Below are 12,835 nucleotides of genomic sequence, written 5' to 3'. Positions count from 1 at the left end.
AATGAAAGAACTTGTTTCAATTATTACACCATGCTATAATTCTGCAGATTTTATTGAGGAAACAATACAGTCCGTTCTACATCAAACCTATGAAAACTGGGAGTGGCTAATTACGGATGATCTATCCCATGATAAAACGATTGAAATAATTAACAAGTATAATGATCCTAGAATAAAATTAGTTGTTCTTGAAAAAAATGGAGGAGCAGGAAATGCCCGAAATAAAAGTCTTGAAAGAGCTGAGGGAAGATATATTGCTTTTTTGGATTCAGATGATTTTTGGTACCCGGAATATCTTGAAACTATGATTGATTATATGCAAGATCATCATGCAGAACTTGTATATTGTAATTATTCTAGATGTGATGAAAAGTTACAACCTATATTAAAAGTCTTTAAAGCAGATCGGATTGTCACTTTTCATAACTTATTAAAAACATGTAGACTTGCTCCTGTTTCTACCATGTATGATACCAAAAGAGCAGGAAAATTTTATTTTCCCATAAAAAGTAAACGCGAAGATCACGTGATGTGGCTTAATCTTTTAAAAGTAATTACCGAAGGACATCCCATAGATAAAACTATGGCAAAGTATAGAATGAGGGAAAATAGTGTTTCCCGAAAGAAAAAAAACATTATTAAAGATCAATATCTTGTATATAAAGATTTCATGGGGTTTTCCACATTAAAATCGCTCTATTATACGGCTAATTGGGCAATGAACGGATTCATGAAATATTCTAAAATATTCAATTAATGGAATATTCAAAAGAATTTAAAGCAGCCATAAGCGCATTTTCTTCCAAAGACAAAGATCGTCTTATATTCAGGTTATTAAAAAAGGATAAGCTTTTATCTAAAAAATTATATTTTGAACTTATTGACTTGGAAACCACCGATGATAAGAGAGAAAAAATGGAGGAGGATATTCACGAAAAACTTTTATTAGCTTCAAAGCATATAGGAAATCCCCAATATTACTTAAGTATTATTCGAAAAATAAGTGCCGAGATTACCGAACATGTTAAAATAACCACCGACAAATTTGGAGACGTTTATCTTAATCTATTATTAATTAATAAAATTTTAGAATCCAATGAGGACCTCATTAAACTAAGGTTTAATAATACCTATAAGTTATATCTTTACCTCATTAATAAGATCTTTAAAACTTTAGTTTTAATTAAAAAACTAGATGAAGACTATTGGATAGAAATAGATGAATTATTTAAAAATACTAATATAAGAATTCATAAAAACCCTTCTCTAGAAAAGCTATGTAGCAACAATCATTTAAATTTCAATTGGCTGAAATGTGATGAGATTCCTAAAGATATAGATCTCATCTTAAAAGAAATAAAAAGCCAAGGTTTTCTAAAATAATATTTTTTCAACAATTAATTCCGTTGCATCAGGTTTTTCATCAACAAACCTTTGAGCATTTTGAGACATATACTGAAGGGTTTTATTATCCTTAAGAATAAATAAAAGAAATGCTGCAGCCGACTCATCATCTTTGAAAGACTTACCTCCTTCTACCCTAATTAAATCATCAGCTTCCGGATTTTTTTTGTAATGATTTCCAAAAATTACGGGAATTCCAAAAGTGGCTGCTTCTAAGATATTATGAAGCCCCGCATCATGAAACCCTCCTCCCACAACAGCTATATCAGCGTACGAATATAATTTAGATAACATTCCAATACTATCAATAATTAATATTTGAGCATTAGAAACAGGAAATTGAGATGTATTTATCTCACTATATAATAAAGCATGGGGAAAGAGTTGCTTTATATGTGATATTCTTTTCAAATCATGAGGCGCAATAATAATTTTTATCTCAGTATTTTTTTCGGCGATCTGTACTGCCATTTTTTCCTCGGCATGCCAAGAACTTCCAAAAACAACAGTCTTATTATCACCAATAAATTCTTTTATAAAATTCACATGGTTATCTCTTTCTCTTAATTGTTTTACTCTGTCAAAACGAGTATCTCCGGTAAAAGAAGAATTATTGAGTCCAATTCTTTTAGCTAGCATACACGAAATTTCTGTTTGATGAAAAAACCAATCTACATTTTTTTGCAACTGACTCACAAACCATTTTCCATACACTGTAAAAAATACTTGTTTTTCATAAAACAAGGCCGAAATCACATAGACTTTTACTCCATTACTCTTTAGCTCATGTAATAAATTATACCAATAATCATATTTTACCGTAAAAAATAGTTTAGTATTAAATCCTGATATAAACTCCCTGATAATACTCTTTTTATCAAATGGTAAATAACAAATGGCATCTGCAAAGTGCTTTTTATTAATGACATTTTCGTATCCTGAAGGTGAAAAAAAAGTTATGAGAATTTTATGATCCGGGAATTGCTTTTTTAGTCTTTGTAAAACAGGTAATCCTTGTTCATATTCTCCCAAACTTGCCGCATGCATCCATATAACAAAATCTTCTTTTGAAAAAGCTGACCTTACCGACTCTAATGAGTTTCTCCTACCTTCAAATCCTTTTTTGGCTTTATTATTGAACAATCCAAGCAACTTCAGCCCTACGATGAGTACATGGATAAATATGTTATAGAATATAGACATTTAATCAAAAATTTCTACCTGTTAAGATTTTTCTTTTTTATTCATTACAAAAATCCAAACTCCCAAAGTAAAAAATAGAAGGCTTAATAAAAACATGGCCATATAGCTAAGAGCTTGAAGTTTGCCCTGAGTAATAAGAACAGTTTCAACTAGTGTATCTCCAAATAACAATAGCAGTGGAATAGATATGGTAAAAGAAAATAGCTTTAATGTTTCTCCATTTCGGAAGCTATCCGGAATAGTAAGCATTGGGGATTTAGGATCGTTAGTAATAGCAAACAGAATAAAAAAAATGAAGGTTGCTATTGATGGTAAAAACCAAATAATCCCTTTATGACTTTCTCCATCAATCTCTCGATTGATAAGAAAATGGGTAGGAATAATTTCAGGAAGTCCCGCATAATTGTATGCTGTAAAAATCCATATAAATAAGAGCAAAGTGATATTAATACCCAGTAATATTCCAGAAACCTTCATAAAAGCTAGTTAATTACATTTTTAATCACCCTAAGCTTGTGAGTGTGCTTATTCATTTCTTTATTAAAAATTCCTGTCGAATCAAGCGTATCAATTCTTACTTTTCCTGAAGCATGAATAATTTTTTGATTTTCTAGCATAACTCCTACATGAATAATCCTTCCCTCCTCATTTTCAAAAAAAGCCAAATCTCCAGGCTGACTTTCTTCGACAAATGTAAGTGGATTTCCTACTTCTGCCTGCTGATAAGTATCTCTCGGCAATTTGATATCATGTACTTTATAAACAAGCTGAGTAAATCCGGAACAATCGACAGCAAAGAAACTCTTTCCTCCCCATAAATAGGGGACATTAAGAAATTCTCTTGCAGCTAAAGCAATACTTTCACGTAAATCATGGCTTCTTCTGGATGCTACCACCGGAAAGTCTACTTCTGAGCCAATGGACAATAGTGTTTTGCCATCATTCATAATTACAGAAGAAAAATCTTCTGTAACGACCGTAACTTTTCGTTTTGATAATTCTGCCTCTGAAACATGTTTTATTTGCTTCGTATCCATCCATCCCTCATAGCCATCATAGTGCATTTTTATTTTGGTCCAATTTTTATTGACTTCCAAAATATCGGCACTTTCTCCAAACAAAATCTCTGTAACGATTTCTGCTTTATCAGAGTTTTCTGCACGCACAGGTGCTACCGTAACAATACAAATCCCTTTATTCATGAGCTATCGATTAAAAATTAGAGGATTGAAGGGGTTAAAAATTAATATTATTTTCTTCTAAGGAAATTCACTCCATCACGCAAAGGTAAAATAAGATTTTCAAAATCATCATCTTTTGCGATCAAATTGTTTAATTCCTGTATAATCTGTGTTGACTTAAGAGTGGGGTATTCTTCTAACACTTTTCCATACCATAACACATTATCAAACATTAATACAGATCCCGACTTTGTTTTGGGCTTAATTAATCTGAAATATTCAGCATAGCTTTCTTTATCGGCATCAATAAAAACAAGATCAAAAACCTCATCAGTCTGTTGTAAAAAATCTTTAGCATTACACAGTTTAAAATCAATTTGATTTGAATATTCACTTTCTGAGAAATATTTTTGGGGAATATAGGCTAGATCTTCATTAATATCCAACGTTGTAATTTTCCCATCCTTTGCAAGTCCTGAAGCTAGGCAAAGTGTTGCATATCCTGTAAACGTTCCTATTTCCAAAATATTTTTAGGTTGTATCATTTTGGAAATTATAGTCAATAACCTTCCTTGTTGATAGCCTGAAATCATATGAGGCTGGGTGGTTTTTTGATACGTTTCTTTTCTTAATTTTTTTAAAACTTCGGGTTCTGAAGAGGCGTGTGTTTCCAAATACCTATCCATTTCAGGGTTTTTTTCTTCAAAAAAGCTCATTTTATAAATTTTTATCATCCAAATTTAGCCAAAATATAAGAAACAAAAGCAATCGATTCTCATACTAATATTTATCTCTAAAAGTAAAATTACGTATAAAATTCTATGAAAATATAAGTCGTATGAAATAATGAAAAACCTATATTTGCAATCAAATACAAAACACCAAAATATGCATGAGGAGGTCAAAAAAAATAACCATGAGAATCCAACTGTCCTATCTCAAAAAAGTATGATAGATTCTAAAAGAAAAAAACAACTTAGAAAAAAACATTCTTTTCGACAATGGATTATTTCTTTACTAAAAAAAGAAGATGTAATCTAACTAAAAATCCCAGGCTTTCCTGGGATTTTTTAGATTTAAATATATTTTATTTCTTTTTATTTCTTAACAGGAGCAATATCCATTAGCTTCATAAATTCATCAAGTTTTGGCATGATGATAATTTCGGTTCTCCTATTCTCAGATCTTCCTGTAACACTCATGTTGGTCGCTTTAGGATTATATTCGGAACGTCCTCCCGCAGTAATTCTTGCAGGGTCCACGGCAAATTGAGTTTGTAAAATTTTAGCAACAGCAGTTCCTCTTAAAGCTGATAAATCCCAGTTATCTTTTGGAAGATTTGGAGAATTGAGTGGTGCATTATCTGTATTTCCTTCAATCAATACTGAATATTTATCGTAATCATTAATCACTTTAGCTACTTTTCCAAGTACTTCCTGAGCTGCTGGCAATACATTATAATCTCCTGTTTTGTACAACATCTTATCTGAAAGTGAAATCATCACAACCCCTTTCAATACTTTAACTTGTACATCCCCATCCGCTACATTATCCAACGATCTCTTAAGCTTGTTTGACAATGCTAAATTCAAACTATCATTTTTGGCATTGCTTGATATAAGCTGCTTAATATAAGCATTCGATGCATTGATCTCACCTACTAGCTTATCAATATTAGACGAACTTTTTCCTGTATTTGATAAACAAGCATCTAAAGATGACTTTAATGCCTCATGTTGGCTTTTTAATAGGTTGTTTTCACCCGTCAAAGCCGAATTCTGAGATTTAAGATCCTGAATTTCTCTTTGTCTTTCACCTACGTTTTCAATACACTGTTTGTAGTTTACACTAAGTGCATCATATTGTTTTTTACTTACACAAGACGTCATGCCCAACACCATTGCAGAAACTGCGAAGATTTTTAAAATTTTCATAAATAATCATTTTAGACGAATCAAAGTTAGGAAAATTCAATTGAATTATATAGATTATCTTTGCATAAAGAAAACTCACATAAAGATATTGAAAAAGTCAAGCTTTAAAAATCAATTAGAAAAACTCATTCAAACTCCCCTTAATCACACCTACCTTTTGGCGGTGAGTGGAGGGGCTGACTCTATGACTTTAGCATTTCTTTTCCAACATTTTAGATTAAAATTTGAGATCGCTCATATCAATTATAAACTTCGTGGAAAAGACTCTGATTCCGACCAAAATGTAGTTCAAAATTTTTGTGAGAAAAATCATATTAAATTTCATTTATATGAAGTTTCTGAAGAAGATAATAAACCTCAAAATTCCATCCAAGTTTGGGCAAGAGAGCTTCGATATACATTCTTTAAACAAATTCAAGAAAAAGAAAATCTTGAATTTCTAGTTACTGCACATCATTTGAATGATCAACTCGAAACATTCATTATTAACCTTTCAAAAGCAGCCGGATTAAGTGGCCTAAGTGGGATTCCTTCCAATGATCATAATATACTTCGTCCCCTGTTATCTTTTACAAAAGATGAGATTTATCAATTTGCAAAAGAACATCATATTGAATATCGTGAAGATCTTTCCAACAAAAAAAGTGATTATTTAAGAAATAAAATCAGAAATGAGATAGTTCCTAAGCTGGTAGAAACCAATGAACACTTTTTAGAAAATTTCAGGAAAAGCTCTTCTTACCTCTATCAAACAAAGGAATTCGTTCAAAAGCAAATTGCAGAAATAGAAAAACAACTCACCACATTTAACAAAAATCATATCATTATATCCAAGAACAAATTGATACAAGAAAGTGATTTTGTTAAGTTTGAGATTTTAAGAAAATATGGTTTTACTCACGAAAAAGAAATTGTAAAGATTTTCAGTGCCGCATCAGGAAGTTCTTTTTTTTCGAAAGATTTTCAATTAATCATAAATAGAGAAGAATTGATTGTCATTAATATCAAAAAGGAAAAAGAAACCCGTAATGAATATATCCTGATTGAAAATAATGACGTTTCACAAAACCAAATGACCATAAATCTCGAAAATATAATGGAAGAGATAGAAGAAATCAATACTGTTTTTGAATGGGACTTTGATGCGGCAAAACTTCAGTTTCCTTTACGGTTGAGGCGACAATACAATGGAGATGAGTTTTATCCGTCTGGGTTTTCAGGAAAAAAGAAAGTTTCTAAATTTTTTAGGGACGAAAAATTATCTATTTTAGCGAGACAAAAAATCTGGATATTGACTGACAGCAGCAATTCTATACTGGGAATTATTCCTTTAAGACAAGACAGACGAAAAGCAAGGAATGAGGAAACGAATAGGATTCTCAAAATTTTTAATAAAAAGTAAAATGAAATTTAGAAACTGGTTTTTATTAATTCTGATATTTTTAACAACAGTAATTAATGCACAAATAAAAAATCCTGTAAAATTTAAATTTACAATTAATGATTTAGGAAATAATCAATATGAAGCTGTTCTGAATGCGACCTTGGAAAGTGGCTGGCATATTTATTCTAGAGATATTCCTGAAGATACAGGAATTCCTACAGAATATAAAGTTTCGGGAAAAAATATTGAATTAATCGGGAAATTTATTGAAGTTGGAAAAAAACACGAAGAGTTTTCTGAAGCTTTTGGAGGTAAAATTATTTTTTATTCTAATTCGGCAGGTTTCAAACAAAAGTTCAAGTTAAAGGATGAAACAAAAGAAGGTGATGTCACCGCTGAAATCACTTACCAAACTTGTGATGACAGAGTATGTCTTGCACCCAACACGCTAGAATTTAATCAAAAGGTAATTCCGGCAAAAACTGAGGTAACAGCAGTTGAAAAGGAAAATGTTAAAAGCCTTAAAGATTCTATTATAACTGAAGAGAGTATCGATGGGAAACCAGTAAAAGAAGAAATAACTATTGCTGCAACCTCAACATTAGATCCCAAACAGCTAAAGATAGAAACATTAGACTTTAAAAAGCCATTAACCGATTGCGGAACAGGCTCTACAAAAGTTGATGAAAATTATTGGACTTATTTATTGTTAGGCTTCATAGGAGGTTTAATCGCTTTATTAACACCATGCGTTTTTCCTATGATTCCATTAACGGTATCTTTCTTTACAAAAGGAAATAAGCACAAGGCCAAAGGGAAAAGAGATGCATTAATGTATGGTTTTTTTATTCTTTTAATTTTTGTTTTACTAAGTGTCCCATTTCATTTAATTGATGGAATTGCAGGAAATATTTTTAATGAAATTTCGACCAGTATCTGGTTAAATATCGCATTCTTCATTATATTCATATTCTTTGCAGGAAGTTTCTTCGGATACTATGATATTACATTACCTAGCTCAATTGCCAACAAATCCTCAAAAGCAGAAGAAGCAGGAGGAATGATTGGAATTTTCTTCATGGCTCTTACTTTGGTAATTGTTTCATTTTCTTGTACCGGTCCTATTTTAGGGAGCTTACTAGGAAGTGCGGTAACAGGCTCTACTAATGTACCTATGTTATTAACATTTGCTTTAGCAGGTTTCGGATTCTCTTGGGCTATTGTTTTTGGACTGTTAGCTCTATTTCCACAAGCCTTACAAAGCTTACCTAAATCGGGTGGATGGATGAATACTGTAAAAGTAGTTCTAGGTTTTGTAGAATTAGCTTTGGCTTTAAAGTTTTTATCAAAAGCCGATCTTGTATCTAAAACTTTTTTCTTAAAAAGAGAGCTTTTTATTGCCATCTGGATGATCATTGCAATTGGATTAGTTTTATATTTGTTCAGTATCATTCGATTTCCACATGATGATAAGAAACCTAAAATTTCAATAACAAGAAAAGTTATAGGGTTCTTGGGAATAGGATTTGTCATCTATTTACTTCAAGGGTTAATTCCTTCTGAACGTCCAAAACTTCAATTATTAAGTGGTATTTTACCTCCATTAAATGTCAGTTATTTCCACGATGAAAAAGAGGGAATCCTAGGTATGCATCCTGAGCATGATTTCTTTAAAGCCATAGAAATTGCAAAAAGTGAAAACAAACCTATATTAATTGATTTTACGGGATATGGATGTGAAAACTGTAGAAAAATGGAAGAATTTGTGTGGAGCGAAGCCGATATATTGTCCATACTCCAAAATGAAGTTGTATTAGCCTCACTATACGTTGATGATAAAGAAGAGCTTCCTGAAGATCAAAAAACGAAAATTGACCTTGGTGATGGACAGTTCAAAAAAGTAAAGACCATTGGAGATCGATGGAGCCTTTTCCAACAGGTAAATTTTAATAATAATTCTCAACCTCATTACGTTTTAATAACACCAGATGGAAAAGTAATCAACACTCCTGTTTCCGGATACATGCCTAAAGAAGATTTCAAAAAATTTTTAGAATGTGGCGTTCAATATTTTAAAAAGAAAAAATAAAATAATTTTTATAATTATAACAAAGGCAGTTTAATGTGTTAAACTGCCTTTATATTTCATAATATGCCATCAAAAAACTCTTCTAATACACACCTTTACACACCTTATTTTAAATAAGAAACACCTTCAAAAAGTATTGAAGGTGTTATATGATAGTTATAGATGGTGAGTTGGATAATAAGAGAGTCTTAAGACTTTTTAATGTTTAATTATTTTCTTATTGACTGTTTGTGTCTGTGTTTCTACTGAAATAATATAGTTTCCAGGCATAATACCAGACATATTAACCTCTTTTTTATTGATTCCAAGTGGTGCAGATGAGATAAGCTTTCCAGCCTCATCAAAAATTTTATAAGACTTTAAATTCTCCTTAGAAGAGATAGTCATCACATCTTTAACTTGAGAAGGATAGATATCAACAGTACTATTTCCTATATTTTTTATCTCCTGTGCTCCTAGAAAACTCGCAGAACAAATCCCTATCCTACTTCCCCCAGATCCACCACCTCCAGTGATGGTTAATTGGGTATAAGGGCTCGAAGCATGAATAGCATATACTCCAGCCCCTAGGCCTCCAGGTGCAGCTGCTATCGTATTACCGCTAATATTCATTCCACAAGAATTCGCAGGAAAAATACTGATTCCACCTCCATTAGAATTAAAAATAAAGTCCTCGTACCTAGTCAGAGTATCAGCACCACTAATTACAAATGCTATATTGTTAACGGGTGTGTTAAAAGAAATAGTTGTTGACCAACTGCCATTCACTCCAACGTCCAAACTGCTGCCCGTTGAAAGAACATCCACTCCCGGACAACTTCCTAAGAAAACACTTGCAGGCACATATATCACTGACCCTGATGAGCTTACACTCCCGTTTACACCTGCTACATTTATAGATCCATTAGCTGGCATATTAATCGTATTTTGGCATATTTGTGCATGTACTGAGCATGCACTTAGAGATAGGCCAAAAATTATAGAACCTGATAGAAACTTTCTTTTAAAAGTGCTATCAATAAATAAATTTTTTGTCATCATTTTCGTTTTATATTATTTTGTAATTAACCATTAATAAGGTTCGTCTATAAATCAAAAGAAAGTTCTAGTCAAACTTATGGAAGCGAATAATAATTTTAATACTACTACTTTTGATTTTATATCTAGCATAAAGGGAAATACTAGTCGAATAAAAACTACTCTCTTTCTAATTTTCATTTAAGACAAATGTAAAAATATCAAGCTTTAATAATAGAACACCAACCGTAAATTTTAATATAAATAGCTATAGATTTATCGCTATTAAAGTGTCATTTAATTGTATAACTATTATTTTGGCATTAATTTTTAAAACAAAAAATGAGATTATAATAAGTTGTTTCAATAATTACTGAGCATTTTCTATTATCATAAAAATCCCCCAATAGCTAATTGCTTATTGGGGGATCTAAATTGTAATACCAGAAACTCTTTGGTTATGCTAGTAGAATATTAATGTTTAATTATTTTTTTATTAATTGTTTTTGTTTTTGTTTCTACCGCAACAATATAGCTCCCAGGCATAAAACCAGATAAGTTAATCTCAGTTTTATTACTTCCAAGTGGTGCTGACAAAATAAGTTTTCCGGATTCGTCAAAAATTTTATAAGATTTTAGCGTTTCTTTAGAAGAAATAGTCATCATATCTTTTACCTGGGAAGGATAAATATCTACTGCATCATTCTTTAGATTTTTAATCTCTTGATTTTCTAAAACACTCGAAGAACAAACACCTATCACACTACCTCCAGACCCCCCCCCGCCACTGACTGTTAGCTGTGTATAAGGAGAGGAATTAATGATATAGACACCTGCTCCAAGAGTCCCAATAGCAGTAATTGTATTGCCATTAATTCCCATTCCGCAAGAGCCGCCAGGTATAATAGACGCAGAGCCGCCATTTGTATTAAATATAAAATCTTCGGGCCTAGTAAAAATATCTGCACCACTAATTACAATTCTTACATTGTTTACAGGAACACTGAAAGAAAAAGTTACCGACCAAGAGCCATTACTTCCTACTCTTAATGCACTTCCCGATGAAAGAGTAGCACCTAAATTACAAGCGTCAAAAAAATTGGCAGCCATTTCATACAGTACAGATCCAGAAGAAGAACTACTTACTTGTACATTTCCAATACTTATTGTTCCACTGGTATTGATATCTGCAGTATTGCCACATAGTTGAGCCTGTATGGAACAAACACTTAAAAATGCTCCTAAAACTAAGGAACGTGATAAAAACCCACGAGTAAAGCTTTTATCCATTGAGATTTTTTTTGCCATCATCTTTTAATTTAATTATTATAAAATTAGAACGATTCACATAGCACATATCTCAACCCATACATATCTTAATTATTAGAGAATATGGCTATATTTTTTTCAATTAAATAATCACAAAACCAATTTATTTAAAGATCTCATCCTATAAAAAACCACTATCAGAATATGTTATAAAGAATAGAACATACAATAGCGACGATCTTTAGAATGTCTATGATTAATTAATTTTTAATTATTTTCTTATTAATTATTTGAGTTTTCGCATATTACCTGAAAAAAATCCCACATATAAATTCAGTGGAATTATAAACAAAAGTCTACATAAAGTAAATCTTTTAAAAAATAATTTTTCACTCATCATTCTTTGTTTTATTTGTTATACAATTAGGACTATTTTTAGTACACATCCCCAACTATTCAATATCTCAAAGAGATCAAGTAAGGCATATACCAAATTTAATACTATTTTAATTAAAACCCCCACATATTCATTAAAAAAAACAAATATAAATAACTGAGTATTATATTTTAAAAACAAAATACAAATTAATCTCCGAATCATAAAAATACCCCTAACAGAAACTATCAGGGGTAACATATGCAATATCGGGATTCTTCCTTATAATGAATTATTTTTTGACTATTTTTTTATTTATAGTTTGCGTCTTCGTTTCTACTGCAATAATATAGCTTCCGGTCATAATACCTAATAAGTTAATATCTTTCTTATTACCTTCAATAGTAGAAGATACAATAAGTTTTCCAGATTCATCAAAAATCCTATAGAATTTCAAAGGCTCTTTAGAGGAAATAGTCAATATATCTTTTACTTGAGTAGGATCTATCATTTCGTTTTGAATACTTTTCACATCTTGTGTCCCCAAAACACTTGCGGAACATACACCTATTACACTCCCCCCAGATCCACCACCTCCATTAATTGTTAATTGTGTATAAGGGGTAGAATTGATCAAATAGAAACCTGATCCAGCTTGCCCCGGCAAAGGAGTTATTGTATTACCAACAATATTCATTCTACAAGACTCTCCCGGGATAATAGAAACCGATCCTCCATTCGTACTAAAAATAAAATCTTCAGGCCTAGTAACAGTATCAGCACCACTGATTACCACAGCTACATTGTTCACTGCTTTACTGAAAGAAAGAGTTACAGACCAAGAACCATTTTCACCCACATGTAAACCGCTTCCTGTAGACATGAGTCCACCCTCACAAGCTCTATAAAAGTCTCCAATAATTGAATATTGTATAGATCCAAAAGAAGAACTCGTCACTTGCACTCCACCTATATTTA

General features: G+C 31.6%; 12 protein-coding genes. 4 read left to right on the top strand and 8 right to left on the bottom strand.

Features of this window, described 5'->3' with window-relative positions; all coding sequences use genetic code 11:
* Window position 1: 1 nt before the first annotated feature.
* Both CHRY9293_RS05410 and CHRY9293_RS05405 read left to right on the top strand, forming a co-directional pair.
* Window positions 2-757, top strand: a complete 756-nt coding sequence (locus CHRY9293_RS05410; RefSeq protein ID WP_162031938.1) for a glycosyltransferase family 2 protein — start codon at window positions 2-4, stop codon at window positions 755-757.
* Window positions 757-1,383, top strand: coding sequence for a deoxyuridine 5'-triphosphate nucleotidohydrolase (locus tag CHRY9293_RS05405; RefSeq protein ID WP_162031937.1), 627 nt, complete (start codon window positions 757-759; stop codon window positions 1,381-1,383). Before CHRY9293_RS05410 ends, CHRY9293_RS05405 begins: the two co-directional genes overlap by 1 nt.
* On the opposite strand, the gene CHRY9293_RS05400 is transcribed toward CHRY9293_RS05405, so the two are convergent.
* The 5 genes from CHRY9293_RS05400 to CHRY9293_RS05380 form a co-directional block, all read right to left on the bottom strand.
* A complete protein-coding gene (locus CHRY9293_RS05400; protein ID WP_162031936.1) occupies window positions 1,375-2,607 on the bottom strand; it encodes a 3-deoxy-D-manno-octulosonic acid transferase in 1,233 nt (410 codons plus the stop codon). The two genes, CHRY9293_RS05405 and CHRY9293_RS05400, sit on opposite strands and share 9 nt — an antisense overlap.
* A gap of 21 nt (window positions 2,608-2,628) precedes the next feature.
* On the bottom strand, window positions 2,629-3,084 hold the full coding sequence (locus CHRY9293_RS05395; protein ID WP_162031935.1) for a DUF1648 domain-containing protein: 456 nt from the start codon (window positions 3,082-3,084) through the stop codon (window positions 2,629-2,631).
* A gap of 5 nt (window positions 3,085-3,089) precedes the next feature.
* Window positions 3,090-3,809: a C40 family peptidase gene (locus CHRY9293_RS05390; protein ID WP_162031934.1), complete on the bottom strand. Its 720-nt coding sequence runs from the start codon at window positions 3,807-3,809 to the stop codon at window positions 3,090-3,092.
* 47 nt (window positions 3,810-3,856) lie between these two features.
* Window positions 3,857-4,504, bottom strand: coding sequence for an O-methyltransferase (locus CHRY9293_RS05385; RefSeq protein ID WP_162031933.1), 648 nt, complete (start codon window positions 4,502-4,504; stop codon window positions 3,857-3,859).
* Window positions 4,505-4,885: 381 nt separating this feature from the next.
* Complete coding sequence (locus tag CHRY9293_RS05380; protein ID WP_122637824.1) at window positions 4,886-5,722, bottom strand: OmpA family protein; 837 nt, start codon at window positions 5,720-5,722, stop codon at window positions 4,886-4,888.
* An 88-nt stretch (window positions 5,723-5,810) separates the two neighbouring features.
* Here CHRY9293_RS05380 and tilS point away from each other — a divergent pair, with 88 nt between their 5' ends.
* The gene (gene tilS, locus CHRY9293_RS05375; protein ID WP_317173889.1) at window positions 5,811-7,124 is read left to right on the top strand and encodes a tRNA lysidine(34) synthetase TilS; all 1,314 of its coding nucleotides are present in this window, start codon (window positions 5,811-5,813) and stop codon (window positions 7,122-7,124) included.
* A 1-nt stretch (window position 7,125) separates the two neighbouring features.
* Window positions 7,126-9,195 carry a protein-disulfide reductase DsbD family protein gene (locus tag CHRY9293_RS05370; RefSeq protein WP_162031931.1) on the top strand — a complete coding sequence of 690 codons (2,070 nt, stop codon included), beginning with the start codon at window positions 7,126-7,128 and terminating at the stop codon, window positions 9,193-9,195.
* A gap of 198 nt (window positions 9,196-9,393) precedes the next feature.
* On the opposite strand, the gene CHRY9293_RS05365 is transcribed toward CHRY9293_RS05370, so the two are convergent.
* From CHRY9293_RS05365 to CHRY9293_RS05355, 3 genes are all read right to left on the bottom strand, one after another.
* Window positions 9,394-10,233: a T9SS type A sorting domain-containing protein gene (locus CHRY9293_RS05365; protein WP_228455476.1), complete on the bottom strand. Its 840-nt coding sequence runs from the start codon at window positions 10,231-10,233 to the stop codon at window positions 9,394-9,396.
* Window positions 10,234-10,686: 453 nt separating this feature from the next.
* Window positions 10,687-11,520, bottom strand: coding sequence for a T9SS type A sorting domain-containing protein (locus CHRY9293_RS05360; RefSeq protein WP_162031929.1), 834 nt, complete (start codon window positions 11,518-11,520; stop codon window positions 10,687-10,689).
* 629 nt (window positions 11,521-12,149) lie between these two features.
* Window positions 12,150-12,821 carry a T9SS type A sorting domain-containing protein gene (locus CHRY9293_RS05355; protein WP_162031928.1) on the bottom strand — a complete coding sequence of 224 codons (672 nt, stop codon included), beginning with the start codon at window positions 12,819-12,821 and terminating at the stop codon, window positions 12,150-12,152.
* Window positions 12,822-12,835 lie beyond the last annotated feature (14 nt).

It is taken from the genome of Chryseobacterium potabilaquae (assembly GCF_902728265.1).
Classification (GTDB): Bacteria; Bacteroidota; Bacteroidia; order Flavobacteriales; family Weeksellaceae; genus Chryseobacterium; species Chryseobacterium potabilaquae.
This window is presented reverse-complemented; position numbering and strand designations above follow the sequence as displayed.

Bases quoted from the DNA above. Each gene is read 5' to 3' on its own strand.
- CHRY9293_RS05410 (WP_162031938.1), top strand. From the start codon at position 2: ATGAAAGAACTTGTTTCAATTATTACACCATGCTATAATTCTGCAGAT.
- CHRY9293_RS05405 (WP_162031937.1), top strand. From the start codon at position 757: ATGGAATATTCAAAAGAATTTAAAGCAGCCATAAGCGCATTTTCTTCC.
- CHRY9293_RS05400 (WP_162031936.1), bottom strand. From the start codon at position 2,607: ATGTCTATATTCTATAACATATTTATCCATGTACTCATCGTAGGGCTG.
- CHRY9293_RS05395 (WP_162031935.1), bottom strand. From the start codon at position 3,084: ATGAAGGTTTCTGGAATATTACTGGGTATTAATATCACTTTGCTCTTA.
- CHRY9293_RS05390 (WP_162031934.1), bottom strand. From the start codon at position 3,809: ATGAATAAAGGGATTTGTATTGTTACGGTAGCACCTGTGCGTGCAGAA.
- CHRY9293_RS05385 (WP_162031933.1), bottom strand. From the start codon at position 4,504: ATGAGCTTTTTTGAAGAAAAAAACCCTGAAATGGATAGGTATTTGGAA.
- CHRY9293_RS05380 (WP_122637824.1), bottom strand. From the start codon at position 5,722: ATGAAAATTTTAAAAATCTTCGCAGTTTCTGCAATGGTGTTGGGCATG.
- CHRY9293_RS05370 (WP_162031931.1), top strand. From the start codon at position 7,126: ATGAAATTTAGAAACTGGTTTTTATTAATTCTGATATTTTTAACAACA.
- CHRY9293_RS05365 (WP_228455476.1), bottom strand. From the start codon at position 10,233: ATGACAAAAAATTTATTTATTGATAGCACTTTTAAAAGAAAGTTTCTA.
- CHRY9293_RS05360 (WP_162031929.1), bottom strand. From the start codon at position 11,520: ATGGCAAAAAAAATCTCAATGGATAAAAGCTTTACTCGTGGGTTTTTA.